Genomic DNA, 25776 nt, shown 5'->3' with positions numbered 1-25776 from the left:
TATATTAAAATTTTAATTCATTTATTATATGAGTTACAATTTGTTCAGTTGCATTAGGCTTAGCTAAGCTAAGAATATTTTTAGCCAAAAATTCTCTTTCTTTTTTATCGTTACAAAGATGTTGTATCTCATTCAATAATTTTTGAGAAATTTCTGAATCTTTTATCATTTTTGCTGCTTTTGAGTTGACCAATTGCTGTGCATTTTTAGTCTGATGATCTTCAGCTGCATAAGGAAAAGGTATAAGTATGGTGGGCTTTCCCGCTAAGGTTAATTCCGAAATGGCTATAGCACCGGCTCTAGATATAATAATATCAGCAGCAGCATAGGCAATAGACATATTTTTAATAAATTCTGAAATAAATATATTGTTATGTTTTAAACTATTATGTGTAATAATATCAGAATAATCAGATTTACCGGTTTGCCATATTATTTGAACCTCGTTATTCGCAATTATTTTGGAGTTCTCTTTCCAAAAATTATTTATAGTTCTTGAACCCAGAGATCCTCCTATAGACAAAATCACTAATTTTAATGGATTAAGTCCTAACTCTATTTTTGCTTGTTCTTGTGATATTTTATTAGCAAATAAAGACTTTCTAACCGGATTTCCCGTAATATATAATTTATCTTTAGGAAAATATTTTTCCATACCTTCATAAGCAACAAAAATTCCTCTTGCTTTAGCAGCGAGCTTTCTATTAGTTATACCGGGAAACGAATTTTGTTCCTGTATAAATGTGGGAATGTTAGCATTGGCTGCAACATATAAGGCAGGGCCTGATGCATATCCTCCTGTACCTATTGCCGCATCCGGTTTGAAAGATTTAATAATTTTTCGTGATTTTAAAATACTGGAAATAACTTTTAAAGGAAATTTAAAGTTAGACAGTACTGACGATCTTGAAATCCCTGAGATCCACAATCCTTCAATATTATAACCGACTTGAGGAACTTTCTCCATTTCCATTTTATCTTCCGATCCTATAAACAGAAATTCTGCATTGGGGATACGGTGTTTTATTTCATCTGCAATGGCAATTGCAGGAAAAATATGTCCACCGGTTCCTCCACCGCTTATTATAAATCTAGGCGATTTCATAATTTACATCTTCTTTATTATTTTCTTTACTTGTGTTTTCATTAGAAACAATATCACGACTTACACTAATTATAATTCCTAAAGCTATATAAGTTACCCACATGGATGTTCCTCCATAACTTAAAATGGGTAGTGGCTGTCCCGTAACCGGAATTAAATTAACGGCTACAGCCATGTTAGAAAATGCCTGAAATATAACCGGTAGACCGATACCTACTACTAACAAGGTGCCGAATATATTTTCTACCTTAGTGGCAATAACAATTATTCTCCAAAGTATAAGTAAATAAAGGAAAAAACATAAAAACACACCTCCATAACCGTATTCCTCTACTATTATAGCAAATATAAAGTCCGAAGAAGATTGAGGTAATGATTGTTTAAATGCACTTTTTCCTGGACCTCTTGGTATTATGCCGCCTTGAATTATTGCGGCCTTAGCTTGTTGTACTTGATAACTCTCTTCTCCATCCTTTCCTGCGAAATTTTCAATTCTATTTTTCCAAGTATGAACCCTATGGCCGGAAAACATATCCGGATATTTCAACACCACAGTTATAAAAAGAATAGCTACAATTATACCAATTCCGATAATTGAGAGTAATATTTTAATAGGATATCCACCGATAAATAATAAAGCTAAAACCATTAAAAATATTAAAATACCGGTAGATCCGTTTGCAGGAAAAATAAGTCCAACTATCATAAATATAGGTAGTAATATAGGGACAAAACTATTATTGAATGTTATTTCTTTATCTTTATTTCTATCAAGATATCGGGCAACGTATATATTTAAAACTAAGGCTGCAAATACTGAGGTTTGAAAGGCGAATGGGACGCCCGGAAGCTTTAACCATCGGGAAGCATTTGCTCCGTCAATACTTTTTCCTTGCATTAAAGTAAGTACCAATAAAAAAATAACTACCGGTAACAGTAACTTGGAAAATCCGCCAAAATATTTATAATCAATTTTTTGAAAAATAAAAACAATACCCATACCAACTATGATGAACCCGGTATGTTTGGCAAAATGCCCCAATACAGATCCTTGTCCAACTACGTATTGTAAATTAGAGCTGGCTGAATATACGGGTAGAAATGATGCTAACGAAATTAGAAAAATTGCCGCCCATAGGGTTATATCCCCCTTAAAGTATTGTTTTAATTTTCTCATTTATTAAAGTTTTCTGACTTCCTCTTTAAATTGATTTCCTCGATCTTCATAATTTTTAAATAAATCAAAGCTTGCACAAGCAGGTGAAAGAAGAACAGAATCTCCTTTAGAACCTAGGCTGTATGCTGCATTTACTGCATCTTTCATGGATTTGGTTTCAACTACATCAGAAACTATATCTTGAAAAGTATTGATAATTTTTTCATTATCAATTCCTAAACAAACTATGGCTTTAACTTTTTTTTGTACAAATGTAATTAGCTCGCTATAATCATTTCCTTTATCAGTTCCTCCCACAATCCAAATAACTGGAGTATTCATACTTTCTAAAGCATAATAAACAGAATTTACATTGGTAGCCTTACTATCATTGATAAAATTAATTCCATTAATTTTTAAAACAAATTCTAGACGGTGTTCTACCGCTTCAAAGTCCATTAAACTTTGTTTAATAAAGTCATTTTTAATTTTGGAAAGCTTTCCTGCAATTCCTGCCGCCATTGAATTGGCAATATTGTGTTTTCCTGTAAGTGCTAATTCGTTAATTTTCATTTTAAAAGTATTCGAGTTAATGTGGAAGATTATGTTTTCATTATCGCTAAAAGCACCGTTTTCTATTCTTTTATTTAATGAAAATGGAAGCCTTTCAGCTTTAGTGTTATGATTTTGAAACCAATTTTTTGTCATTGGATCATCCTCGTTATATATAAAATAATCGTTTTTATCTTGATTTTTGGTTATAGTAAATTTTGAATCTATATAATTTTGATAGTTATATTCATACCGGTCAAGATGATCGGGACTTATATTCAAAACCATAGCAATATGCGGTTTGAAGTTTTGAATGTCATCTAATTGAAAGCTGCTGATTTCAAGTATATAATAATCAAAATTTTCTTCAGCCACCTGCCAAGCGAAGCTTTTACCAATGTTCCCTGCCAATCCTACATTATATCCTGCATTTTTATAAATATGATAAGTAAGAGAAGTTGTGGTTGTTTTTCCATTTGAGCCGGTAATTGCAATTAACTTAGCCGTTGTATATTGAGCGGCAAATTCTATTTCTGATGAAATAAGAATTTTTCTTTCAATGATTTTTTGAATTAAATTTGATTTTTTGGGTATTCCCGGACTTTTTATAATCCAATCAGCATTGAGAATTATTTGCTCGGTGTGTTGTTTTTCCTCGAATGGAATTTTATTTTCCGATAAAATTATTTTATATTCCTCTTTTATAGAACCTATATCGGAAAGAAAAACGTCAAATCCTACTTTTTTTCCTAAGATAGCAGCACCCACGCCACTTTCTCCGCCTCCTAATATGACTAGCTTTTTCATGTATTTTTTTATCTTACTTTTAGGGTTATGATACAAAATATTGCCAGCATAATTCCAATAATCCAAAAACGGGTTACTATTTTACTTTCGTGATATCCTAATTTTTGAAAATGATGGTGAAGAGGAGACATTAAAAATATTCTTTTTCCTTCTCCATATTTTTTCTTAGTATATTTAAAATAACTTACCTGTATTATTACTGAAAGGTTTTCAACTATAAATATTCCACACAATACCGGAATTAAAAGTTCTTTTCTCAAAACTATAGCCAACACGGCAATGAGTCCTCCAATTGTCAAACTTCCTGTATCACCCATAAAAATTTGTGCCGGATAGGTATTATACCATAAGAAACCTATCAGAGCACCGGCAAAAGCTGCCGAAAATATTACTATTTCGCCTGAATTAGGTATGTACATCAGATTTAAATAATCAGCCATCATTATATTTCCGGAAACATAAGCAAAGAGAGCTAGTGTGACAACAATAATTACTGAGCTTCCTGCTGCTAATCCATCAATTCCATCCGTGAGATTAGCTCCATTAGAAACAGCCGTTACTATAGTGATAACTACAGGAATTAAAATAATCCATACTAAATTTTCTGATTCATTTTCATTAATTCCAATCCATTTTAATACTTTTCCGTAATCAAATTGATTGTTTTTTAAAAATGGAATAGTAGTCTTAAATGATTTTTCTTTAGGATAAAAGTCTTTTGCAAATTCAATATTATGTGAGCCCTCAATTTTTTCTTTGATAACAATATCTTTATTAGTATATAATAATATTCCCACAAAAATACCGAGGCTTATCTGACCTAAAACTTTGAATTCTCCTTTTAATCCAACTTTATTCTTTTTATGAATTTTCAGGAAGTCGTCTAAAAAGCCAATAATACCCATCCAAATAGTGGATATTACAAGTATAATAATATAGATGTTATTTAACTTACAAAATAAAAGTACCGGAATTAACGTAGCCAAGATAATAATAATTCCCCCCATAGTTGGAGTACCTTCTTTTTCTTTTTGTCCAGTAAGGCCGAGTTCTCTTACCATTTCACCCAATTGTTTTTTTCGAAGGAATTTGATAATTTTTTTACCAATAATTAAAGAGATAAATAGAGATGTTAATACCGCTGCTAAGGCTCGGAATGTAATATACTTATATAATCCGCTTCCGGGTATATAATAATGCACATTTAAAAAGTCAAATAAATGGTAAAGCATCTTTTTTATGTATTTTTTATTAATTCTTTAGCTATTTTCATATCATCAAATGGAAAATATTTTCCATTAATTTCTTGAAAATTTTCGTGTCCTTTTCCTGCAATCAGGATTATATCTTTTGGTTCTGCCATCTTAATGGCGGTTTGTATGGCTTCTTTTCTATCTGTTATGGTAAGATATTTATTGGTATTTTGAGGCTCAATTCCTACTTTAATTTCATTTATAATTTCATCGGGATTTTCATCTCTAGGATTATCTGATGTGATAATAGTTAAATCAGATAACCTAGTAGCAATATTTCCCATTTTAGGTCTTTTTTCTTTATCTCTGTGTCCACCACAACCAAAAACAGTAATTAATTTTTCATTCCTAGTGCGCGATTGATTTATAGCTTCCAAAATGTTTTGTAAAGCATCGGGAGTATGGGCATAATCTACAATAATGTATTTTTTTTCATCACTTACATAGGTTTCGAAGCGTCCTTTTACTCGTTGCAATTTACTTATTGCAGTTACTACAACTATGGGATCAAAACCTAATTCAGAGGCAATCGTATAAGCCAAAAGCTCATTATATGCATTAAATTTTCCGGCTAAAACCGTCCAAAATTCTTGATTTCTAAATTGTAACAACATTCCGTCTAATCTGCTCTCAATAATTTTACCCTTGTAAATTGAATTCGATTTTAAAGAATAGGTGACTTTTTTAGCGTTTGTGTTTTGAAGCATTATAAGACCATTCTTATCATCTATATTAGTGACAGCAATAGCAGTCTTGGGTAATTCATCAAAAAATTTCTTCTTTGCAGCTATATAATTGGAAAATGTTTGATGATAATCCAAATGATCATGAGTAATATTAGTAAAAGCTCCGATTTTGAAAGTTAGCCCTGCTAATCTATTTTGATAGATACCGTGTGAACTGACTTCCATAAATGCATATTGACAACCATTCTCTACCGCTTGTGCCAATAATTGATTTATAGTTATGGGATCAGGAGTCGTATGATTAGATTTTAAAATTGTATCAGAGATCCTGTTTTCAATAGTTGACAGTAAAGCGCAACGAAATCCTAATTGTGTGAACAAATTATAGAGTAAAGTTGTAGTTGTGGTCTTACCGTTGGTTCCTGTAATTCCTATAAGTGTCAATTTATCGGATGGATTGTTATAAAAATTAGAAGCAACTATACCTAATGCTATACTTGAATTTTTAACTTGAATGTAGGTTATATGATCTAATAACTCTTCGGGAAGTTCTTCGCATATAATAACAGAAGCTCCTTTAGATATAGCTTGAGATAAATATTTATGACCGTCTAAATCATGTCCTTTTATAGCAAAGAAAATATAATCCTGTTCAACTTTTCTTGAATCGAATGATATATTTTTGATTGAAGAACCAACATTGCCAATGAGTTTTTCAATAGATACTTTATATAATAGGTCTGAAAGCTTTTTCATGCGCTTAATTTTAAATATACAGTCATACCTTTTTTTATAGGATAGCCAATAATAGATTGTTCAATAACTTTTCCGTTTCCTGAATAAACTACTTTCAATCCCAGGTTTTCTAAAGCAGGTATCGCATCTTTACCATAATACCCAATAACGTTTGGAACCAGAGTAGTAGATGGGTTAATAGTTAGCTTTCGGTTTTTTGTTATTAATAAATTTATTTTTTGTGATTCTTTTGATTTATCTTCTTTAGGTAGATTTAATGGTTTCTTAAGATATACTTTTCCTGCTATTTCTTTGAAAACAGGAGCAGCGACTTGTGATCCATAGAATCCTTTTTTGGGTTTGTTAATAACTACAATACAAGAATATTCTGGTTGATCTGCTGGAAAAAATCCGCAGAAGGAGGCTTGATATAGTCTGCCTTTACCTTTATTCCAGTATTCAACCTGAGCGGTACCTGTTTTACCGGCCATTGACAGGTTGGGAGTATAAATACTTTTAGAAGTACCGGTTTCTACTGCATAGGTTAACATTTTTTTTAAATCGTTAATTGCTTTTTGAGAAGCCATTTTTTGATTAATTACAATAGGTGTAAATTTTTCGATGAGAATACCTTTCGCTTCAATTTTATAAAGAAGTTGAGGTTTCATTAATTTACCGTTATTAGCCACTCCATTGTAAAAAGTAAGGATTTGCAGCGGAGTGAGTTTTACCCCATATCCGAATGACATCCAAGCAAGAGTTATAGGACTCCATTTTTTACCATATTTTGGTATATAGGGTACACTTTCTCCAGGTATATCTATATATGTTTTCTTATCTATTCCCCAAGAATTTATTTTATTTAGAAAATCTTGCGGGTTTTTAGAAAAGTATTTATCTATCATTTTAGATATTCCGACATTGCTCGACTGAGAAAGGACCTGTGAAAGTGTGATAATACCGCTTCCATGATCATCTCGTATGGTGTGTTTGTAATATTTCCAATAACCCGGACCGATGTCAACAGTAGTATTGGGTCCTACATATCCGTCATCAAGAAGAGCCAACATAGATATAGATTTAAATGTTGATCCCGGCTCTGCAGCTTCCCATACAGCAAAATTTCGCAAATCATCATATCCCCCTTCTTTAGTTCGTTGAAGATTGGTAAGTGCAACGATTTTTCCGGTAGAAACTTCCATTACTATGGCGCAACCGTGATCAGCTTCTGATTTTTCGAGCTGGTCTTGTAAAGCTGAGTAAGCAATATCTTGAATCCTCATGTCAATAGTTGTATACACATCATTTCCATCTTGAGGTTCCAATTCAATATTAATGGGTTTCCATTGTTTTTGATTAATTCGTTGTTGAATTTCTCTACCGTTTTTACCTTTCAAATAACAGGAAAAAGCACCTTCTAATCCGGATTTTCCCCTTTCATCATCAAATCCTAACGTTCTAATTCCAAATCCTGAAATGGTTTTTATTCTTTCTCTTCTTCTTTCAACTATAAAGCCACCTTTGTTTTTTCCCTTATTTAGGATCGGAAAGTTTTTAATTCTTGCAAATTGTTCGTAATCAAGACCTTTGGCTAATTTTAAATATTGATTCTCTTTTTTCTTTCCTTCGTTTAATTTCGAATAAAAATAATAGCTTGGTTTATTAAACATTTTTTGCAGAGAATCACACAATGCGCCAATATTATTTTGATATAATTCAGCACGAATAGTCTTCATATCGATATATATATCATATTTAGTGATCGTGGTAGCAAGTAAAATTCCATCGGAAGCATATAAATTTCCTCTTGCAGCAACTACCTCAACATTTCTGAAATTGGTTGTTTGAGCGAGATTTTTATATTTTTCAGTGTCATGAGTTTGAATGTAAATAAGCCGTGCAAACACGGACACCGAAAATAATAAAATAAGTGCTGCAACCAAGTAAGCACGTGCTAATATTTTTTTCCGCTCATTATTCATCTTTAACTTTGGGTACCAAAATTTTATAGGGTTGTTTGTCTAATGCATAGAGGGAATCAGAGATAACCATGTCTTCCAACTCTGATTCTACTTTTAATTTCATTAGTTTATTATGTATTAATGCATATCTAGCTTTATATTCTTCTGATTTTTCTTTTAATTCTGAAATTTCAACAACCTTTTCGTCAACTATATGAGAAGAAGAAATTGAAATTAAAGATAATATCACCATAAATAAAATAAATTTCCAAACGGAAAAAGCGTCTCCCTCTACTAAAAATTTTCCTTTTAGTATGTCTATAATAGTTCTTGCTTTTTTATTTTTAGTTCTTTTTTTAACCATTTTCCCGTTTAATTGCTATTCTCATCTTTGCACTTCGTGCTCTTGCATTTTCCAAAATTTCCTCATGGTTTGGAATTATAGCCTTTGAGGAAGGTATGTCAAAAGGTTTATTCCAATTTCCAAAAACATCTCTTTCCGGTTCTCCATTAAATAAACCTGTTTTTAAGAATTTTTTCACTAATCGGTCTTCCAGAGAATGGTAAGAGATAAACACCAATATTCCCCCCGGTTTAAGTATTTCATAGCTTTGAATTAATAATTCTTTCAAAGCATTTAATTCATCATTAACTTCAATTCTAAGCGCTTGAAAAAGTTGAGCAAAGAATTTATTTTGCTTATAAGCCGGAATACTTTTTTCCAATATCTCTTTAAGCGCAGAGGTTGTTTCTATGGGTTTTTCCTTTCTTGATTCTACAATCTCTCTTGAAATTTTTTTAGATTGTTTTAATTCTCCATATAAATAAAAAATTTCTGCTAGTTGATCTTCTGTGTAGTTGTTAATAATATCTTTTGCACTTAGGGATTGTTTCCTGTTCATCCTCATATCTAAAGGACCATCGAATCGAGTTGAAAAACCTCTTAACGGAATATCAAATTGGTGGGACGAAACTCCTAGATCGGCAAGTATACCATCCACTGCATCGACCTTATAGAATCGTAAAGAATTTTTTAAATAACGAAAATTCTGTTGAATAAAAGTAAAGCGGGTATCGTGGATGATATTGGCCGTAGCATCGTAATCCTGATCAAAAGCAAACAATTTCCCTTCAGGAGATAATTTTTCCAAAATTAAATGAGAATGCCCTCCACCACCAAAAGTACAATCTACATAAATACCTTTTGGATTAGATATTAATGCATCTATACTTTGATATAACAATACAGGCTTATGATAATTCATCTTCAGATATTTTACCCATTACTTCCTCTGCTAAATTGGCAAAGTCTAAATCGTTTACATTAACAGAATTTTCATAAAGGTTTTTGTCCCATATTTCAATAACATTAATAGCAGCTGCAACTACAATATTCTTTTCAAGCTTGGCAAATTGTATCAAATCCTTGCTAATCTGCAATCGTCCGCTGGTATCAATTTCCACATTTTTTAAACCGGCTGTAAATTGACGGATAAAATCATTGTTTTTTTTTACAAAACGGTTTAATTTATTTATTTTATTCATTACCTGATTCCATTCAGACATAGGATGAAGCTCTAAACATGGCTGAAATACGGATCTTTTAAGTACAAAACCTTCCTGCAAAAGGGTGTCCAATTGCTTCTTCAAAGCTGAAGGGAGCAAGATTCTTCCTTTTGAATCAAGGGTGCATTCATATGTTCCGATAAGATTTACCATATTAGTCTTCAAAAGTAGAAATTATTTTCCACTTTATTCCACTTTCACCCACTTTTGTTAATAACTTTTGTGAGGTAAATAATAAGATAAAAAAGCATTTTTTATACATAAAGAAGAAGGAAAGTTATTAGTAAATAATGTTTTTATTTAGTAATAAATGATGTATTTTTGCATTTGCACAGCAATAAGATGGACTAATGATTTTTAATCTTCGTAAAGAAAAAAAATTTGCATATACGGTAAGGGGAGAAGGTAAACCAATAGTTTTATTGCATGGTTTAATGGGAAGTTTAAGCAATTTTTCGGATCAAGTTGATTTTTTTTCTAAAAATGGCTACAAGGTGTATTCTATTGAACTTCCCTTATATTCTCTTCCAACTTTAAGGACTAATGTAATGGGATTAACTAATTATGTGATTAGCTTTCTACAAAAAATTGTTGATGAGCCGTCTATTATTTTAGGAAATTCTTTAGGAGGACATTTAGGACTAATGATATCTTTAAAAAAGCCTCATTTTGTTGATTCTTTGGTACTAACCGGTAGCTCAGGATTATATGAAAGAAGCTTTGGAGAGTCTTATCCTAAAAGAGGCAGCTACGATTATGTGAAAAAGAAATCAGAAGAAGTTTTTTATGATCCTAAGATAGCTACCCAAGAATTAGTAGAAGAAGTATACGAAACATTGTCTGATAGGAGTAAAGTTTTAAAAACAATACATATTGCAAGAAGTGCAATGAAGCATAATTTATCTAAAGAGTTGAAAAAGATTTATCAACCTACTTGTCTTATTTGGGGAAAACAGGACAATGTAACTCCACCGGAAGTCGCAGAAGAATTTCATGAAGGTATTCCTAATTCTCAATTATTTTGGGTCGATCAATGTGGTCATTCACCTATGATGGAAAAACCGAATGAATTTAACAATATTCTTTATAATTGGCTGAAAGAGATGAAATTGTAGAAAATCAACTATGAATATATATTCAGCAGAGTTTATAAAAAGCAGTAAATTAATAGAAGATTGTCCTGAAGGCGATAAGCCGGAATATGCTTTTATAGGTAGATCTAATGTGGGCAAATCATCTTTAATTAATATGCTTTCCAATAAGAAAGGATTAGCTAAAACTTCATCCACTCCTGGGAAGACCCAATTGATTAATCATTTTTTAATAAATGATAGTTGGTATTTAACGGATTTACCGGGATATGGTTATGCTAAAGCTTCTAAATCAAGCAGGATTGCATTTTCTAAAATGATTGAAAAATATGTGTTATTTAGGAAAAATTTGGTTAATCTTTTTGTATTGATAGACTCCCGTCATCTACCTATGCAAATTGATTTAGATTTTATAAATTGGCTGGGAGAAGAAGGAATTCCTTTTTCATTAATTTTCACTAAGTTGGATAAAGTTACACAAAAGGAGTTTTCTTTTAATTTTAAAAAGTATTCTCAAGAATTACGTAAAACTTGGGATGATCTTCCAGAAATGTTTAAATCTTCTTCTGAAAAGAAAATTGGAAAAGAAGAAATACTCTCTTTTATTGAAGATACCAATAAATATCTGGCTAGGAATAATATTTATTTTGGTGATTAATTAATAAACAAAATAATTATCATAAGATTGAATAGATATTTATAATTTATCCTTATTACTTTATGGAAAAAGATTTTATATTCGGAATACGACCGGTTATGGAGGCCTTAGAAGCAGGAAAGACTTTTGATAAGGTTTTCATTCAAAATGGCTTATTGGGAGATAATATTAAGGTCTTGAAAATGAAATTTTCACAGGCAAGTATTCGTGTAAAATATGTTCCTGTAGAAAAATTAAATAGATTAACACGTAAGAATCATCAAGGAGTGTGTGCTTTTCTTTCTCCAGTACAATTTTTTAATATTGAGGATGTGATACCCCAATTGTTTGATGATGGGAAAATGCCACTAGTGCTTATTTTAGATCATTTAACCGACGTTAGAAATTTTGGAGCCATATGTAGGACTGCAGAGATTGTCGGGGTTGATGTTATAGTTATTCCTGATGAAGGTTCAGCTCCAATTAATTCGGATTCTATTAAAACATCTGCAGGTGCTATCTATAATTTGAAAATTTGCAAAGAGAAGAATTTATTAAAAGTACTGGAGTTTCTAAAGCTTAGTGGTATAAAAGTTGTTGGTGCTACTGAGAAAACTGATACTATTTTATATGATGAAGTATTGGAACTTCCATTAGCTGTAATTGTAGGAAATGAAGAAAAAGGAATTTCGAGAGATTTGCTTAAGAATTCCGATGCTAAATTAAAGCTGCCTATTTATGGTAAAACGGATTCTTTAAATGTATCAGTGGCTTGTGGTGCCTTTTTATACGAGGTGGTCAGGCAAAATTTAAACTCAAAAAAATAAATTTCTATAAATTTATTAAATTAAAATATATTATAATAATGAAAAGTTCAATAATTATCGGTATTCTATTTTTAATCTTAGGAATAGCTTTAGGATATATACAGTGCAATGGATCTAAAGAACCTATTTTAACAATTACTTTGGTTATAGGTTTGTTGGCAGGGTCGGGTTTAGGGCTCATATTAGGTGCTATTAGCGGCTATAGTAGTAAAACACAAAGTATTAAGAGGAAAGCTAGAGAAGCCGAAAGAGAGGTTATGAGAAATAAAATACAAAATCAAGATACTCCAGTTAATAATAATTATTCTAACGTGAATTAGTGGGTAAATTCTTATAATAATAAATTGCAGGTATAAGTAATAGTAATAATATAGGCTGAATTAGCACCCTTCTTATATAAAATGTAGGCATGTAACCTAAGCTAAAATTGGTAAGTAGAGAAAATATATAAAGGATTGTAAAAAAAATAAAACAAAAAACTAAGATATGGAAACATACCTTCGTAATTTTTTTGTCATTGTACCATAATTGTATGATTACAAGTGTTAAAAGAGAATTTAAGCCGTATCTTAAGATCAGCGAAACGATAAGTTTTATAAGGCCGAATTTAGGAGGAATGTGATGATTAAAATCTTTCTGCTTAAAAAATGAAAGAAAGGGATCATAAAACATTGTGATTTCGAATTTTCGTACTAAAATTAGCAACAGTATGCTTAGTATAATTCCAATAATTTTACTAGTTTTTTTCATATTTATTTGTTCTTTTTAAATATGAAATATTTGATCCACACAATCCATAAAACCATTATTAATCCGTAAATCACAGTCGGAAATAGATAATCATGACTGAATTTACCATATTCCGGATAATAATAAAATATATAATTTATAAAACTTATTCTTATAATATTAGTAAAATATATAAGTAATACGGTTATAATCAAGTAAATACATGTTTTTCTCAAAGAATTTGCAAAAGCTATTATAAACGAAATGTAAAGAATGATTATCGATAAAGTGTTGCAGCCTTCGTTAACTATACTTATGAAATTATTATTGACGTAAAATCGCATGTAATTTTCCTGGTCTATATGTTTTGCTTGGCTGGGAATTCCTATGCAATTTAACAAACAGGAAGATTGTTTAGCTACCCTATAGGTAAACTCATCGCAAGTTTTAAGCTCATTTTGATAATAAGTAAGATACCAATAATATAATGCTGTTAATACTAAATAAACAGAAAAAAATTTAAATAAGCTAATAAATATGGGTCTATACTCTTTCATGAAAATGAAACTAAATTATAAAAATATAAATTATTAAGATTATAAGTATTGTAAGTTCAAAATAAATTATTTCCAATTAAAGGATTTAAGGTAAATAGAAGGAGATGAGAATTATCTAAATTTTTTTAATTTATTGTAATTTTTATTACAAAAAGATTTTGTGTAAATAAAATGTTATAAAAAGGTTGATGATGTATACTTTTTTTAATGAGCTTAATAAAAAAACAGGTTGAAATTTTATCAACCTGTTTTTTTTATAATGGTTTATTTTTTACCTTCAGTTTCTTTTTTTTCAGGTTTAGGTAATAAAACCTTTCTTGAAAGCTTAATCTTTTTCTTGTCATCGACCCCTAAATATTTTACCTTAATAATATCACCAAGCATAACTGATTCTTCTACTTTTTCCAATCGCCTCCATTCCAACTCAGAAATGTGCACCAGTCCTTCTACTCCTTTTGAAATTTCTACAAATGCACCGAAAGGTTTAATAGAAACTACCTTAGCATTATAAATAGCTCCGATCTCTGGAACAAAAGCTATTTGCTTTATTTTTTCAATAGCTTCATTAATTTTTGCTTGATCAATACCTGATATTTCTACTTTTCCTACGTCATTACTTTCTTCAATCGTAATTACCGTACCGGTATCTTTTTGAAGTTGTTGAATGATTTTTCCACCAGGTCCTATAACTGCACCAATAAAGTCTTTAGGAATTTCCAAAGATATTAATTTAGGTGCATTAGGTTTCAATTGAGCATTAGGAGTCGAGATGGTTTCCAATATTTTACTTAAAATATGTAGACGACCTTCCTTCGCCTGATTTAAAGCCTTTTCCATTATCTCAAAGGAAAGTCCTTGAATTTTAATATCCATTTGACAAGCGGTAATACCATCGGCTGTGCCTGTTACCTTAAAGTCCATATCCCCTAGATGATCTTCGTCTCCAAGAATGTCAGAGAGAACGCTCCATTTACCTGATTCTTTATCTGTTATTAACCCCATAGCTATGCCGGATACAGGTTTCTTTATTTTAATTCCTGCATCCATTAAAGCTAAAGTTCCTGCACAAACGGTAGCCATAGAGGAAGATCCATTAGATTCTAAAATATCGGAAACTACACGTATGGTGTAAGGAGAATCTGCAGGGATAACATATTTTAAGGCTCTCTGTGCTAAGTTACCATGACCTATTTCTCTTCTCGAAACGCCTCTTACCGGTCTAACTTCACCTGTTGAAAATGGAGGAAAGTTATAATGCAAATAGAATTTTTCTTCGTGTTGAGAAATTACATTGTCTACTCGGTTAGCATCCAATGAACAACCCAAAGTAACAGTGGTTAATGATTGAGTTTCACCACGAGTAAAAATGGCCGATCCGTGTGAACCTGGAAGATAATTAACTTCACACCAAATAGGTCGGATAGTTTTAGTATCTCTGCCATCTAAACGAATACCTTCATTTAATATAAGTTGTCTAACAGCGTTTTTTTGAACATCATGAAAATAGGTGGCGGCTAAGGATTTTTTCTCTTCCAATTCTTCTTCGGAATATCTTGACAAAAACTCCTCTAAAATGGCATCAAATTTTTCACTTCGCACTTGTTTCTCGGAAGGGGTTTTGGCCACCTCATAAATTTTTTGATATGAGAAATCTGTAATAGCGGTTCTCAATTCATCATCATGAGTTTCATGGCAATATTCTCTTTTTGGCTGTGATTTTCCAATCTTAGCAGCTAGTCTTTCTTCAGCTTCAATTTGTATTTTGATGGCTTCATGAGCTACTAAAATAGCATCAAGCATTTCTTTTTCGGAAATTTCACTCATTTCCCCCTCAATCATAACGATTGAATCTTTAGATGCTCCCACCATAATATCAAGATCAAATTCCTCATTCATTTGAGCTAGGCTTGGATTAATAATATACTTTCCGTTATGACGAATAATTCTAACTTCTGATATAGGTCCATTAAAAGGGATATCTGTAATACTTAAAGCAGCTGAAGCTGCTAATCCGGCTAATGAGTCCGGAAGTATGCAGTCATCATACGAAATGAGTTGAATCATTACCTGTATTTCGGCATGAAAATCACTGGGAAATAATGGGCGTAATACCCGATCTACTAAGCGCATGGTTAGTATTTCTTCATCCGTTGGTCTTCCTTCTCTTTTCATGAACCCACCGGGTATACGTCCTCCTGCAGAGAATTTATCTCTATAATCTACTGTAAGTGGCAGGAAATCTACTCCGGGATTAGCCTCTTTTGCAGCAACCACTGTAGCTAATAACATGGTTCCACCACATTTTACTACAACAGAGCCATCTGCTTGTTTTGCAAGTTTTCCAGTTTCTAAGATGATTTCTCTTCCATCATCCAAGACAATTTTTTCGGTAATTGCTTTTGGAATCTTCATAAAAAATTAAAAAATTTGTTAATAAAAAATATAATAAAGCAAAAAGAAAAGATGTTAATGGTATAATAATTAGTAATTTTAAATAGGAAAACACCAGAGAACACTCAAGTCCGTTAAAATAATAAAGATTAATGGAATTCAGTGCTCAGTGTGTTAAAATATATAAAATATATAACTTATAAAATTAAACCTTTTTTCATTTTGTACTTTTTCAAAAGATAGTAAAAGAGGCAATTTACTAATTGCCTCTTTAAAATTTTTTTACTTACGAATACCTAATTCTGCAATAATTGCTCTATACCTTTTAATATCTTTTTTCTTAAGATAATCAAGCAATTTTTTTCTTTTTCCCACTAATGCCACTAATGCTCTTTCTGTGTTGAAATCTTTATGATTTCTTTTAAGGTGCTGGGTTAAATGGTTAATTCTAAAGGTAAACAAAGCCACCTGCCCTTCGGCGCTACCGGTATTTTTTTCATCTTTACCGTGTTTAGCAAAAATTTCTTTTTTAACATCTGATGTTAGATACATGCCAATATTATTTTAATGATTATTATGTATTGAGCAGCAAATATATAACTTTTTTAGTTGTAAAGAAAATAAGAGTGATTTTGTGAAAGTATACTCTTATTTATTATATTTTGATGAATCTCTTAATATAATCCTCTTAATTTTTTGTTAATTGAGTAAATTCAAGTGCTACTTTACCATCTTGAACAAATTGTAAAGTATAATTTCTAAATACTAAAGAACTTCTTTTACCCATTAATTCTAAAAATCTAGGCTCTTGGTTATATTCTGGACAAGCCATAAGTGTTGATATCATAGGACTGGGATTGTACACATTTCCAGTTAGAACAAATGAACCATTATATTGATTGCACCCGGAATAACCATTGGTTCTGTTTTTATCAAAATCAAAATTTAAAGTAGGAATTTTTCCTTTAAATGATTCTGTTGCCAAAGTACCATCTATAGACGTTAGATACCATGTACCCCCTAGTTTATTTTGTAATTCTTTATCATCTATCTTTTGTACGACATGTTTTGTAGAATTACAACTTTGAAACGTAGTACCTAAAAATAATAAGAATAAACTGGTAATACTAATTTTAATTAAATTTTTCATATATTATATTAAATTATATTTTTTAGCTTTTTAAGCCTTCTTTGATTTTTTAAAGCGTTATCTCAAATATTTTGCCAAAGTATGATTTCAGGATAAATTTAATAATTTATTAATTTCTTTAAATCCTCCGCCATTATATATCTCTTTAAATCCTTTATTTTTTAGATAATTAACTATTTTTTCGGATCGTATACCGGATCTGCAAAAAACTATAATTGGAGTAGAAAATTTACGTATATCTTCTATTTTTGAGGGTACTTCATTCATGGGAATTAAAACTGCTCCTTCAACATGACCTTCATTAATAAGCTCATATTTTTCTCTAACGTCTAGAAGGGTTACGGTGCTTTTTTTTAAAAATTCTTTTAAATCCATAACTACCAAATAATAATTCTTTCTTTTTTGGGTTTAAACATTTTATCTCCTTTTTGGACATTAAATGCCTTATAAAATCCTTCAACATTTTCTAAAGGCGCCATAGCTCTATAGTAACCTGGGGCATGTGGGTCTGTTTTAATTTGATTGATTAAAGCTTCATCTTTGTTTTTTGTTCTCCAAATAGTTGCCCAAGATAAAAAATACCTTTGTTCCGGAGTATAATTATCAATTTTACCGGGATTACCTTTATCTTTTAAATATAATTGCAATGCATCATAAGCAATGGCAACTCCTCCTAAATCGGCTATATTTTCACCTAATGTTAATTTTCCGTTTATATGCAAACCTAAAACGGGCTCGTAAGCATTGAATTGTTTCTCAAGTGCTTGGGTGGCTGCCTCAAATTTTTCTTTATCCATAGGAGTCCACCAGTCTTTTAAATTTCCATCACCATCAAATTGAGAGCCACTATCATCAAATCCGTGAGATATTTCGTGACCGATTACGGCTCCAATTCCACCAAAATTTACAGCAGCATCTGCTGTATAATTATAAAATGGAGGTTGTAAAATAGCTGCAGGAAATACAATTTCATTATAAGAAGGATTATAATATGCATTTACAGTTTGAGGAGACATAAGCCATTCAGTTTTATCCACCGGCTTATCTATTTTATTTTTATTTCTTTGGTAATTAAAAACAACAGCATTTAATTGATTTTGGAAGTAAGATCCCCCTTCTTCAATAGATTTTATTTCTAAATTGGAGTAATCTTTCCATTTATCAGGATATCCAATCTTGACCATAAATTTACTTAGCTTATCTAATGCCTTTTGTTTTGTTGGTTGAGACATCCACTTTAAATTATTGATATGGATGGCAAAAGATTTTTTTAAATATTCAATTAGTTCTTTAGCATTTCTCTTAGCTTCTTCCGGGAATACTTCGGCTACATAGAGCTTTCCAAATGCTTCACCTACTAATGAATTGATGCTAGTAAGAGCACGTTTTTCCATTGATCTTTGTTCCAATTGCCCACTTAGTGTTTTGCCGTAAAAATCGAAATGTATATCATCAAGTTCTTTCGTTAGACTGTTGGCAGCATTTCTTACTATGCTTATTTTTATATAGTCTTTTAATAATGAAATATTTTGTGCAGTAAGATTTTTGTCTAAATTTTCAAAATATTTTTTTTCAGGAATGATAACTGTGTCTACTTGTACTCCCAGCTTTAAGAAATAATCCGTTAGATTTATATTTTTCGACAAGTTGGATAAACTTGTAAATGAATAGGGGTTATTTTGAAGTTGGGCATTTCTAATTTGCTCCACAGTTAAAAGATTGGACGCTAATTGTTTTTCAAATGCAACAATATCTGATGCGGTTTTATCCGGTTGTTTGTATCCAATTACTTTAAATAATTTTGATAAATAGTTGGTATAATCTTGTAATGTTTTTTTAGATTTTTCATCATTTTTTTGGTAATAGTCCCTACCTAAGCCTAAAGTTACATCATTTAAATATACCGCATTTTTATTGCTGTTATTTAAATCCGATTGAACACTGTATTCATAAAAAGGATTCATTCCTAACGGAGTAAACTCAATAAGCAGCTTTTGTAAATCCGAAATATTTTTTACTTGATCTACTTTTGTTAAATAAGGATAAATAGGAGTAATACCTTGTTTGTTTCGAGCATCCATATTCATGAATGAATTATATAAGTCTTTAATTTTCTGCTGTTCTGATCCTTTTAGGTATTTTTGATTAATTGATTTTTTTAAAATGGTAAGTGATATAGAATCTGTAAATTCACGTAATTGGTCAAAGCTTCCCCATCTTGATCGGTCGGAGGGAATTTGAGTATTTTTCATCCAATTTCCGTTAACGTAATTGTAAAAATCGTCTTGCGGTCTTACTTTTTTGTCCATGTATTGTTCATTAATTCCATGTTTTTGGGCATATGTTCCGGTAAAAGGGATAAGTGCTGTTGTGATAAACAATATAAATCTTTTCATTATTACCAAATTAAATCTCATTCAAAAATAGTCAAAAATTGTTATATAAGTGATTCTTAACAAAACTTTAAGATGAAGTAAAATAACCCATATATTTTAAATTGTTATTTTTGTGAAATTGATTCTCTTTATAAATACTTTTATAACTATTACCAATGAGTGAGCCTATTTTGTACTTAAGAAATGCTAATGTTTATCAAAAAAATTTTCTAGTTCTAAGCCATGTTAATATGAACTTAGAAAAGGGAGAATTTTATTATCTCATTGGTAAAACAGGAAGTGGGAAAAGCTCTTTGTTAAAAATTTTATATGGAGATATCCCTTTGCTTGAGGGGCAGGGGAAAGTAGTTGATATTGATTTGGTTAGTTTGAAGGATAGTGAAATTTCGACCTTAAGAAGAAAATTAGGTATTGTATTTCAAGATTTTCAACTATTGACAGATAGAAGTGTAGAAAAGAACTTATTATTTGTTTTAAAAGCGACCGGATGGAAAGATAAATATGCCATTAATGAAAGAATTGAGGAAGTTCTACAAAGTGTCGGAATGGCAACTAAAAAGCATAAAATGCCACATGAGCTTTCTGGTGGTGAACAGCAACGGGTAGCCATTGCAAGAGCCTTATTAAACCACCCGGCTTTAATTTTAGCTGATGAGCCAACAGGAAATCTTGATCCTGAAACTTCCAATGAGATTATGCTGTTGCTTAAAGGTATTGCTCAACAAAATCATTGCACAATATTAATGGCTACTCATGATTATTCGATGATAAAGAACTTTCCGGCAAAAACTATTAAATGTGAAAATGGAAAGATTTATCATGGTGATTCCAATGATCTTTTTATCTAGGTTTTAGGAAGTTGGAATAGTAAAATCTATTTTTTATGATTTCGATTCTTATTCCGGTTTATAATTATTCCATAATAAATTTAGGTAAAGAATTGTTAAAACAAGGGGCAAAATTAAAAGTTCCTTATGAAATAATTTTTTTTGATGACGCCTCTGTCAATTGTAAAATTACCCAAAGTAATCAGTTATTTTGTGAAAATAATAATATTTCATATATCATTTCCCATGAAAACAAGGGAAGAGCTAAAGCTCGAAATTTATTAGCTCAAAAAGCTAAATACGAATGGTTATTGTTTATGGATTCAGATGTTATTCCAGTAACTTCAATTTATCTGAAGACTTTTGTTTTATCTATCCATGATGATAGTCAAGTTTTTTACGGAGCTATAGTATATAGAAGAAATTTGGATAAAAATACTCAAAAGTGTTTACGTTGGAAATACGGGATTAATTATGAAGAAATTTCTGTAAAAAGAAATCATAAATCTAACTATTTGTATCTAAAAACGGCCAATTTAATGGTCAGAAAAAGCGTCTTCCAATCCATCCTTTTCCCTGTTTTAGAGCAAAATTATGGATATGAAGATACGATATTTGGATTAACCCTTGAAACAAACAATATTAAACTTGAATTTATTGAAAATCCTGTTTATCATGAGGGAATTGAAGTGAACTCAGTATTTTTAAACAAGACTGAAGAATCGATAAGAAATTTAGCTGCCTTAATATCAAAAGAAGAAATTTTGTGTAAAAGGATCAAAGTGGTTAATTTTTATTTTTTTTTAAAAAAGATAAATGGGGTCAAATTTGTTAAATACCTATTCAAAAAAAACCGCAATTTTATGAAAAAGAATTTATTATCTGAGAATGCAGATTTAAAAATTTTTCAATTATATAAAATAGGGTATTTATGCTATTTACTGGCCTGATGAAAAATATTTAATAAAATGATTTCCTGAGCTTCCCAATTGTATTTTACAGAAGTTTTTTCCAAATTGGTTAAATAATATTTTTTTCCTTTAGAAATTAGGAATTTTATTTTTTCTGAAATTTCAAACGCTGAGTGATCAGAAATAACTTCTCCAATTTGATTTTCATTAATTATATTCTTTATTTCAGGAAGATATGTTCCTAGAATAGGTATTTTTGCGTGGATATAATCAAATAATTTATTGGGGAGAGCATAACGATAGCTTAAGCCTCCGTCTTCTTCTAAACTTAACCCTAAGTCAGCCATTGGAGTAATTTGTCTCAATTGTTTCGGAGGAATTTCACCAAAAAAATAAACTTTATTTTCAACCTGCAATTTTATACATAATTTCTCATAATCTTTTTTTAAAGGGCCATTTCCTATAATCCAAAGTTGTGCATTTTCAATGAAATTAATTGCTTCGATCATTTTATCTATTCCTCTACATGAGTTAATAGCTCCCTGATATAATAATATTTTTTTGTTTTGAGTGTTTTCCGGTAGATCAATGGTTCTCTTTTTTTCTTTACATGAAGCAATATTAAGCAAAGGCACGTTTTTTATAACTAAAGGACGATTACCGTATTTTTTTTCAAAAAAATCTGCATATCCTTCACTTACGGTATAGAAATGTTTCACTCTTGGTATGAGATATTTTTCAAGTTTTCTCCAAACTTTTTGGGCGAATCTTCCTTGTATGGATGGAAGCTCAGAATATATTTCGTGACTGTCAAAGACTAAAGGAATTTTTTTAATTTTTGAAACTAAATAATTAGGCAAAAGTGTATCTAAATCGTTGGCTAATAATAGGGTATTTTTATCTGATTGAAAAAGCAGCTTCACAAATAATTTACAATTAAATTCAGCGAATAATAAAAATTTTTTTTGGAATATCAGTTTAAAACGTTGAGTAAAATAAGGTCTATTTAATGGAGGCATTCCATTATAATTAGTTCCGATAATTAATATTTCATAACCATTTTTAAATAAGGAATTACAAACTTTTTCTACTCTCTGATCCGTAGATATATTATTAATTACAGAAACTAATACCTTTTTATGTTGTGCCATTTCAATTGACAAAAATAAAAATAATATATTTGTAATTTGTTCTCTTTTAATGATGCGGCAAAAATTACATATTCTTTTTTTACCTTATTGGTTTCCTTCGAAAAAAAATCCTAAAAATGGTAATTTTATCTTACGACATGCTCAAGCCATTGCAACCTTACATAAGGTAAGTATTCTTTTCATTGAAAGAGATGAAAAATTAAAAAATGAATTTGAACTTATTGCCGATAGAGAAAATAACTTATTTATCTTAAGAATCTATTATAGAGGAAGTCCTTGTAAGCTATTTAACACCTGGAAAAAATGTAAAGCATATAGTAAAGGGTTCCAATTAATTGAAGAAAAGGTTGATTTAATTCACATTCATGTCTTACATTATTATGCAATTCTGGCCTGTTATTTTAAGTTAAAAAAAAATATAAATTTTGTCGTTACCGAGCATTGGTCACGTTGGATCACTAAAGATTTGAGTTTATCCCGTCGATTTTATAATATAATAATGAAATTAATTTGCTCTCAAGCAAGTTACATAATTCCGGTAAGTACAGATTTAGGAATAAATATGAGAAAAAAAGGGATTAAAGGAAATTTTATTAGTATTCCCAATGTCGTAAATACTGAAGTTTTTAAACCTTCAAGTAAAAAAAGCAAAAAAAATGTATTTCTTCATATTTCGAACCTCGTCAATGAAAATAAGAACATAATTGGGATCTTGAATGTTACTAAAAGGCTGGTCGATTCAGGTTATAGATTTACTCTTAAAATAGGAGGCGATGGGGATAATTCTATGATAAAAGAATTTATTAAAAATAATAGGTTAGAAAACTATATTTTTACTTTTGGAGCCTTATCTGAAGTTGAGGTTTCAAATAAAATGAAAAATGCAGATGCATTCGTAATGTTTAGTAATAAGGAAAGTCAACCTTGTGTAATTAATGAAGCATTTTCCTGCGGATTACCGGTTATATCGACTAATGTGGGAGGAATATCTGAGTTATTCCCTTCAAAATTTGGAATTCTTATTGAAAAAGGAAATGAAAATCAATTATATGAAGCAATGGAAAGATGTATTAAAGGTACAATCGAATTTGCTGAAGCCGACGTTATGCATCAATTTTCTAAAAAGAATTTCAGTATAAAAAATGTAGCTAAAAAATTTGATAGAGTTTATACTCATGTTATGCACTAAATAATGTTTAATGATTAAAAGTATAATATCTTTTTTAATTGAATTTAAAAAAAATAAGGGAGCATATATTGCAATATCTCAGGTGGTAAGTAAATTGGCTATGGTTGGCAACTCGTTTTTTATAGTCAGAATACTTACTAAAGAGGAATTTGGATCGGTTACGTTAGCCTTGTCTATTTTGTCTTTTCTTATGCCTTTTATAAATATGGGGAGTCAAAATGGTTTACTTCGATTTGGATCTCTAGCCTCTACCAATAAGGCAAAGGATGTATTAAGCTATTATAATTTTAATGTGGGTAATAAGCTCAATGGTATTACAATATTTTTATTTCTTATTATTTGTTTATTTTTTGCTACAAAATATAAATTGCTGACAACTATCTCATGGATTCTTAGCTTACGTTTGGTTAGTCTATCTTTTTTTTTTCAAATACGGATAGATTATCAGATACGAAATAATAATTTTGGATATGCAATCACGGATATGATGTTTAACGTTTGTACATTAGTACTTTCATTTTTACTTAGCTTAATCTTTGGGATATATGGATATGTTTGTTCATTATCATTATCTTGTATCTTTTTTTATTGTGTACTAAAAAAGTCTCTTAAATTTGTTGCCATCACCAATCTTCCTGTTTCCAAAAAAGAATTTTGGAAGTATTCTTTGGGTAGTTCGATTGCCAATTTTTTACATACATCCATTTCATCTATTGATACTTTTATGGTAGGGTACTTTCTATCGGCTATTAATATTGCAGAATATAGAATTTCATCAATTATTCCATTTAATTTATTTTTTATTGCTCAAATGTTTATTGTTACAGATTATCCGAATTTTATAAAGAATTTTAATAACAAAAAATACTTTCAAACATATATAAAAAATTATTTTACTATTTTTTTTAGTTTGGGAATTGTACTTATAGCGGTATTTTTTTTATATGGAGATTTTATAATTAAATTATTGTTTGGGAGTAATTATCATGCAACTTCAGCATTTTATATCCTGATCCTCATAACTGTATTTTCTTTACTTGTACTTATTCCTTTTGGAAATATTACAGCCGCATTAGGTTTACTAAAAAAAAATATCTATGCTTCCGTAGGAGCTATTAGCATACAGCTACTAACGGGTTTATTATTAATTCCTCACTATGGAATTTTAGGAGCGGCAATAGCAACCGGTTTAGCTTATATATATTCCGGATTTTACAATATGATTGCAGTATATTTCCATTTCAAAAAACATTAACGCTCAAAGCTTTTCCACAAATTATCATTTTCAGGAACAGGAGCTACCAACCTAATCTTTTCCTTTTTTATAGGGTGTATAAACTCTATTTTTCTGGCTAACAGATGTATGCTTCCATCACCGTTTGAACGATCAGCGCCATATTTTAAATCCCCCTTTATGGGGCATTTAATAGCACTGAGTTGAGCTCGTATCTGATGATGTCTTCCGGTTTCCAAATCAATTTCCAATAACAGGTAGTGGTCTGATTTCTTTATCATTTTGTATGTTAAAATAGCTTCTTTAGAACCGGTATTAGCATTAGGATCATGATAAATAATTGCCTTATTATTTTTTTCATTCTTTTTTAAATAGTGAACTAATCTTTGAGTTTCAGGAATCTCTTTTTTTTTTACAACTGCCCAGTACGTTTTTTTGATTTCTCTTTTTTTGAGCATTTCCGTTAATCGTGTCAGCGCTTTACTAGTTTTGGCGATTATAACAATGCCCGAAGTAGGGCGATCGATCCGATGAACCAGCCCTGCAAAAACATTCCCCGGTTTCAAATATTTTTGTTTGATATAAAATTTAACTTCATCCAGTAAGGATATATCTCCTGTTTTGTCCCCCTGAACAATCTGCCCGGCTTTTTTATTGATAATTATGATATGGTTATCTTCAAAAAGAATTTGTTTTTCATTGAGCATAGCTTAATAAATTATTCTTAGTGTAAATCGATTAAATTTTAGATCTTTCCAAATTAGTTAAATTTATTACCTAATTGTTATCAGTTATATATTGGAAATTTCGTAATTACGATTTATCTTTATGAAATTAGTTTACCCTTTTTATAACTGGCTATAAA

Annotated in this window: 26 protein-coding genes; 8 read left to right on the top strand and 18 right to left on the bottom strand. The window is 30.5% G+C overall.

Going from position 1 to position 25776, the window contains the following annotated elements; translation table 11 throughout:
- Nucleotides 1–4: 4 nt before the first annotated feature.
- From murG to mraZ, 9 genes are read right to left on the bottom strand one after another with little or no spacing between them, the layout of a single operon-like run.
- On the bottom strand, nt 5–1105 hold the full coding sequence (gene murG / locus ASC36_RS02745) for an undecaprenyldiphospho-muramoylpentapeptide beta-N-acetylglucosaminyltransferase (protein ID WP_055424962.1): 1101 nt from the start codon (nt 1103–1105) through the stop codon (nt 5–7).
- The gene (locus tag ASC36_RS02740; protein WP_055424961.1) at nt 1092–2282 is read right to left on the bottom strand and encodes an FtsW/RodA/SpoVE family cell cycle protein; all 1191 of its coding nucleotides are present in this window, start codon (nt 2280–2282) and stop codon (nt 1092–1094) included. The genes murG and ASC36_RS02740 overlap by 14 nt, the downstream gene beginning before the upstream one ends.
- Before the next feature lie 3 nt (nt 2283–2285).
- Nucleotides 2286–3620, bottom strand: coding sequence for a UDP-N-acetylmuramoyl-L-alanine--D-glutamate ligase (gene murD / locus ASC36_RS02735; protein ID WP_055424960.1), 1335 nt, complete (start codon nt 3618–3620; stop codon nt 2286–2288).
- An 8-nt stretch (nt 3621–3628) separates the two neighbouring features.
- Nucleotides 3629–4852 (bottom strand): phospho-N-acetylmuramoyl-pentapeptide-transferase, encoded by a 1224-nt coding sequence (gene mraY, locus ASC36_RS02730; RefSeq protein WP_055424959.1) that lies wholly within the window; start codon nt 4850–4852, stop codon nt 3629–3631.
- Nucleotides 4853–4857: 5 nt separating this feature from the next.
- A complete protein-coding gene (locus ASC36_RS02725; RefSeq protein ID WP_055424958.1) occupies nt 4858–6315 on the bottom strand; it encodes a UDP-N-acetylmuramoyl-L-alanyl-D-glutamate--2,6-diaminopimelate ligase in 1458 nt (485 codons plus the stop codon).
- Complete coding sequence (locus ASC36_RS02720) at nt 6312–8276, bottom strand: penicillin-binding protein (protein ID WP_055424957.1); 1965 nt, start codon at nt 8274–8276, stop codon at nt 6312–6314. Before ASC36_RS02720 ends, ASC36_RS02725 begins: the two co-directional genes overlap by 4 nt.
- Nucleotides 8269–8619 (bottom strand): FtsL-like putative cell division protein, encoded by a 351-nt coding sequence (locus ASC36_RS02715; protein ID WP_055424956.1) that lies wholly within the window; start codon nt 8617–8619, stop codon nt 8269–8271. Before ASC36_RS02715 ends, ASC36_RS02720 begins: the two co-directional genes overlap by 8 nt.
- Nucleotides 8612–9520: a 16S rRNA (cytosine(1402)-N(4))-methyltransferase RsmH gene (rsmH, locus tag ASC36_RS02710; RefSeq protein ID WP_055424955.1), complete on the bottom strand. Its 909-nt coding sequence runs from the start codon at nt 9518–9520 to the stop codon at nt 8612–8614. The genes ASC36_RS02715 and rsmH overlap by 8 nt, the downstream gene beginning before the upstream one ends.
- Nucleotides 9507–9974, bottom strand: a complete 468-nt coding sequence (gene mraZ / locus ASC36_RS02705; RefSeq protein WP_055424954.1) for a division/cell wall cluster transcriptional repressor MraZ — start codon at nt 9972–9974, stop codon at nt 9507–9509. The genes rsmH and mraZ overlap by 14 nt, the downstream gene beginning before the upstream one ends.
- 197 nt (nt 9975–10171) lie before the next feature.
- Between mraZ and ASC36_RS02700 the strand changes: the two genes are divergently transcribed.
- The 4 genes from ASC36_RS02700 to ASC36_RS02685 all read left to right on the top strand — a co-directional run bounded on the left by ASC36_RS02700 (nt 10172) and on the right by ASC36_RS02685 (nt 12696).
- A complete protein-coding gene (locus tag ASC36_RS02700; protein ID WP_055424953.1) occupies nt 10172–10936 on the top strand; it encodes an alpha/beta fold hydrolase in 765 nt (254 codons plus the stop codon).
- Between the two features lie 10 nt (nt 10937–10946).
- Nucleotides 10947–11570 (top strand): ribosome biogenesis GTP-binding protein YihA/YsxC, encoded by a 624-nt coding sequence (yihA, locus tag ASC36_RS02695; RefSeq protein WP_055424952.1) that lies wholly within the window; start codon nt 10947–10949, stop codon nt 11568–11570.
- A gap of 62 nt (nt 11571–11632) precedes the next feature.
- Nucleotides 11633–12376, top strand: coding sequence for a 23S rRNA (guanosine(2251)-2'-O)-methyltransferase RlmB (gene rlmB, locus ASC36_RS02690; RefSeq protein ID WP_055424951.1), 744 nt, complete (start codon nt 11633–11635; stop codon nt 12374–12376).
- A 38-nt stretch (nt 12377–12414) separates the two neighbouring features.
- A complete protein-coding gene (locus tag ASC36_RS02685) occupies nt 12415–12696 on the top strand; it encodes a hypothetical protein (RefSeq protein ID WP_055424950.1) in 282 nt (93 codons plus the stop codon).
- Here ASC36_RS02685 and ASC36_RS11190 read toward each other — a convergent pair.
- The 7 genes from ASC36_RS11190 to ASC36_RS02655 form a co-directional block, all read right to left on the bottom strand.
- Entirely contained in the window at nt 12683–13126 is a 444-nt protein-coding gene (locus ASC36_RS11190) for an exosortase F system-associated membrane protein (protein WP_073961195.1), read from the bottom strand. The genes ASC36_RS02685 and ASC36_RS11190 overlap by 14 nt on opposite strands.
- A gap of 2 nt (nt 13127–13128) precedes the next feature.
- Nucleotides 13129–13662 (bottom strand): exosortase family protein XrtF, encoded by a 534-nt coding sequence (gene xrtF, locus ASC36_RS02680; protein WP_055424949.1) that lies wholly within the window; start codon nt 13660–13662, stop codon nt 13129–13131.
- 264 nt (nt 13663–13926) lie between these two features.
- The gene (gene pnp / locus ASC36_RS02675; protein WP_055424948.1) at nt 13927–16074 is read right to left on the bottom strand and encodes a polyribonucleotide nucleotidyltransferase; all 2148 of its coding nucleotides are present in this window, start codon (nt 16072–16074) and stop codon (nt 13927–13929) included.
- A 261-nt stretch (nt 16075–16335) separates the two neighbouring features.
- Nucleotides 16336–16605 (bottom strand): 30S ribosomal protein S15, encoded by a 270-nt coding sequence (rpsO, locus tag ASC36_RS02670; RefSeq protein ID WP_055424947.1) that lies wholly within the window; start codon nt 16603–16605, stop codon nt 16336–16338.
- Nucleotides 16606–16741: 136 nt separating this feature from the next.
- Complete coding sequence (locus ASC36_RS02665; protein WP_055424946.1) at nt 16742–17203, bottom strand: META domain-containing protein; 462 nt, start codon at nt 17201–17203, stop codon at nt 16742–16744.
- An 87-nt stretch (nt 17204–17290) separates the two neighbouring features.
- Nucleotides 17291–17578 carry a rhodanese-like domain-containing protein gene (locus ASC36_RS02660; RefSeq protein WP_055424945.1) on the bottom strand — a complete coding sequence of 96 codons (288 nt, stop codon included), beginning with the start codon at nt 17576–17578 and terminating at the stop codon, nt 17291–17293.
- 2 nt (nt 17579–17580) lie between these two features.
- The gene (locus tag ASC36_RS02655) at nt 17581–19599 is read right to left on the bottom strand and encodes a M13 family metallopeptidase (RefSeq protein WP_055424944.1); all 2019 of its coding nucleotides are present in this window, start codon (nt 19597–19599) and stop codon (nt 17581–17583) included.
- A gap of 155 nt (nt 19600–19754) precedes the next feature.
- Between ASC36_RS02655 and ASC36_RS02650 the strand changes: the two genes are divergently transcribed.
- Complete coding sequence (locus ASC36_RS02650) at nt 19755–20447, top strand: cell division ATP-binding protein FtsE (protein ID WP_055424943.1); 693 nt, start codon at nt 19755–19757, stop codon at nt 20445–20447.
- A 35-nt stretch (nt 20448–20482) separates the two neighbouring features.
- Nucleotides 20483–21376: a glycosyltransferase family 2 protein gene (locus ASC36_RS02645; RefSeq protein ID WP_055424942.1), complete on the top strand. Its 894-nt coding sequence runs from the start codon at nt 20483–20485 to the stop codon at nt 21374–21376.
- On the opposite strand, the gene ASC36_RS02640 is transcribed toward ASC36_RS02645, so the two are convergent.
- A complete protein-coding gene (locus ASC36_RS02640; RefSeq protein WP_055424941.1) occupies nt 21361–22488 on the bottom strand; it encodes a glycosyltransferase in 1128 nt (375 codons plus the stop codon). The two genes, ASC36_RS02645 and ASC36_RS02640, sit on opposite strands and share 16 nt — an antisense overlap.
- A 52-nt stretch (nt 22489–22540) precedes the next feature.
- Here ASC36_RS02640 and ASC36_RS02635 point away from each other — a divergent pair, with 52 nt between their 5' ends.
- Together ASC36_RS02635 and ASC36_RS02630 are read left to right on the top strand one after the other, a co-directional pair.
- Nucleotides 22541–23677: a glycosyltransferase gene (locus ASC36_RS02635; RefSeq protein WP_055424940.1), complete on the top strand. Its 1137-nt coding sequence runs from the start codon at nt 22541–22543 to the stop codon at nt 23675–23677.
- Between the two features lie 10 nt (nt 23678–23687).
- Nucleotides 23688–24932, top strand: coding sequence for an oligosaccharide flippase family protein (locus ASC36_RS02630; protein ID WP_055424939.1), 1245 nt, complete (start codon nt 23688–23690; stop codon nt 24930–24932).
- Here the strand turns inward: ASC36_RS02630 and ASC36_RS02625 are convergent.
- Nucleotides 24929–25618 (bottom strand): RluA family pseudouridine synthase, encoded by a 690-nt coding sequence (locus ASC36_RS02625; RefSeq protein WP_055424938.1) that lies wholly within the window; start codon nt 25616–25618, stop codon nt 24929–24931. The two genes, ASC36_RS02630 and ASC36_RS02625, sit on opposite strands and share 4 nt — an antisense overlap.
- Nucleotides 25619–25776 lie beyond the last annotated feature (158 nt).

The sequence above is a fragment of the Apibacter mensalis genome (assembly GCF_001418685.1).
GTDB lineage: Bacteria > Bacteroidota > Bacteroidia > Flavobacteriales > Weeksellaceae > Apibacter > Apibacter mensalis.
The sequence above is the reverse complement of the archived record's forward strand: the minus strand, read 5'-3'. Positions and strand labels throughout refer to the sequence as shown.

Bases quoted from the DNA above. Each gene is read 5' to 3' on its own strand.
- rsmH (WP_055424955.1), bottom strand. From the start codon at position 9,520: ATGAATTATCATAAGCCTGTATTGTTATATCAAAGTATAGATGCATTA.
- ASC36_RS02720 (WP_055424957.1), bottom strand. From the start codon at position 8,276: ATGAATAATGAGCGGAAAAAAATATTAGCACGTGCTTACTTGGTTGCA.
- ASC36_RS02635 (WP_055424940.1), top strand. From the start codon at position 22,541: ATGCGGCAAAAATTACATATTCTTTTTTTACCTTATTGGTTTCCTTCG.
- ASC36_RS02660 (WP_055424945.1), bottom strand. From the start codon at position 17,578: ATGGATTTAAAAGAATTTTTAAAAAAAAGCACCGTAACCCTTCTAGAC.
- murG (WP_055424962.1), bottom strand. From the start codon at position 1,105: ATGAAATCGCCTAGATTTATAATAAGCGGTGGAGGAACCGGTGGACAT.
- ASC36_RS02685 (WP_055424950.1), top strand. From the start codon at position 12,415: ATGAAAAGTTCAATAATTATCGGTATTCTATTTTTAATCTTAGGAATA.
- ASC36_RS11190 (WP_073961195.1), bottom strand. From the start codon at position 13,126: ATGAAAAAAACTAGTAAAATTATTGGAATTATACTAAGCATACTGTTG.
- ASC36_RS02725 (WP_055424958.1), bottom strand. From the start codon at position 6,315: ATGAAAAAGCTTTCAGACCTATTATATAAAGTATCTATTGAAAAACTC.
- ASC36_RS02630 (WP_055424939.1), top strand. From the start codon at position 23,688: ATGATTAAAAGTATAATATCTTTTTTAATTGAATTTAAAAAAAATAAG.
- murD (WP_055424960.1), bottom strand. From the start codon at position 3,620: ATGAAAAAGCTAGTCATATTAGGAGGCGGAGAAAGTGGCGTGGGTGCT.
- rpsO (WP_055424947.1), bottom strand. From the start codon at position 16,605: ATGTATCTAACATCAGATGTTAAAAAAGAAATTTTTGCTAAACACGGT.
- ASC36_RS02740 (WP_055424961.1), bottom strand. From the start codon at position 2,282: ATGAGAAAATTAAAACAATACTTTAAGGGGGATATAACCCTATGGGCG.
- ASC36_RS02715 (WP_055424956.1), bottom strand. From the start codon at position 8,619: ATGGTTAAAAAAAGAACTAAAAATAAAAAAGCAAGAACTATTATAGAC.
- ASC36_RS02700 (WP_055424953.1), top strand. From the start codon at position 10,172: ATGATTTTTAATCTTCGTAAAGAAAAAAAATTTGCATATACGGTAAGG.
- ASC36_RS02625 (WP_055424938.1), bottom strand. From the start codon at position 25,618: ATGCTCAATGAAAAACAAATTCTTTTTGAAGATAACCATATCATAATT.
- pnp (WP_055424948.1), bottom strand. From the start codon at position 16,074: ATGAAGATTCCAAAAGCAATTACCGAAAAAATTGTCTTGGATGATGGA.
- ASC36_RS02650 (WP_055424943.1), top strand. From the start codon at position 19,755: ATGAGTGAGCCTATTTTGTACTTAAGAAATGCTAATGTTTATCAAAAA.
- yihA (WP_055424952.1), top strand. From the start codon at position 10,947: ATGAATATATATTCAGCAGAGTTTATAAAAAGCAGTAAATTAATAGAA.
- mraY (WP_055424959.1), bottom strand. From the start codon at position 4,852: ATGCTTTACCATTTATTTGACTTTTTAAATGTGCATTATTATATACCC.
- ASC36_RS02665 (WP_055424946.1), bottom strand. From the start codon at position 17,203: ATGAAAAATTTAATTAAAATTAGTATTACCAGTTTATTCTTATTATTT.
- mraZ (WP_055424954.1), bottom strand. From the start codon at position 9,974: ATGGTAAATCTTATCGGAACATATGAATGCACCCTTGATTCAAAAGGA.
- ASC36_RS02655 (WP_055424944.1), bottom strand. From the start codon at position 19,599: ATGAAAAGATTTATATTGTTTATCACAACAGCACTTATCCCTTTTACC.
- rlmB (WP_055424951.1), top strand. From the start codon at position 11,633: ATGGAAAAAGATTTTATATTCGGAATACGACCGGTTATGGAGGCCTTA.
- xrtF (WP_055424949.1), bottom strand. From the start codon at position 13,662: ATGAAAGAGTATAGACCCATATTTATTAGCTTATTTAAATTTTTTTCT.
- ASC36_RS02645 (WP_055424942.1), top strand. From the start codon at position 20,483: ATGATTTCGATTCTTATTCCGGTTTATAATTATTCCATAATAAATTTA.
- ASC36_RS02640 (WP_055424941.1), bottom strand. From the start codon at position 22,488: ATGGCACAACATAAAAAGGTATTAGTTTCTGTAATTAATAATATATCT.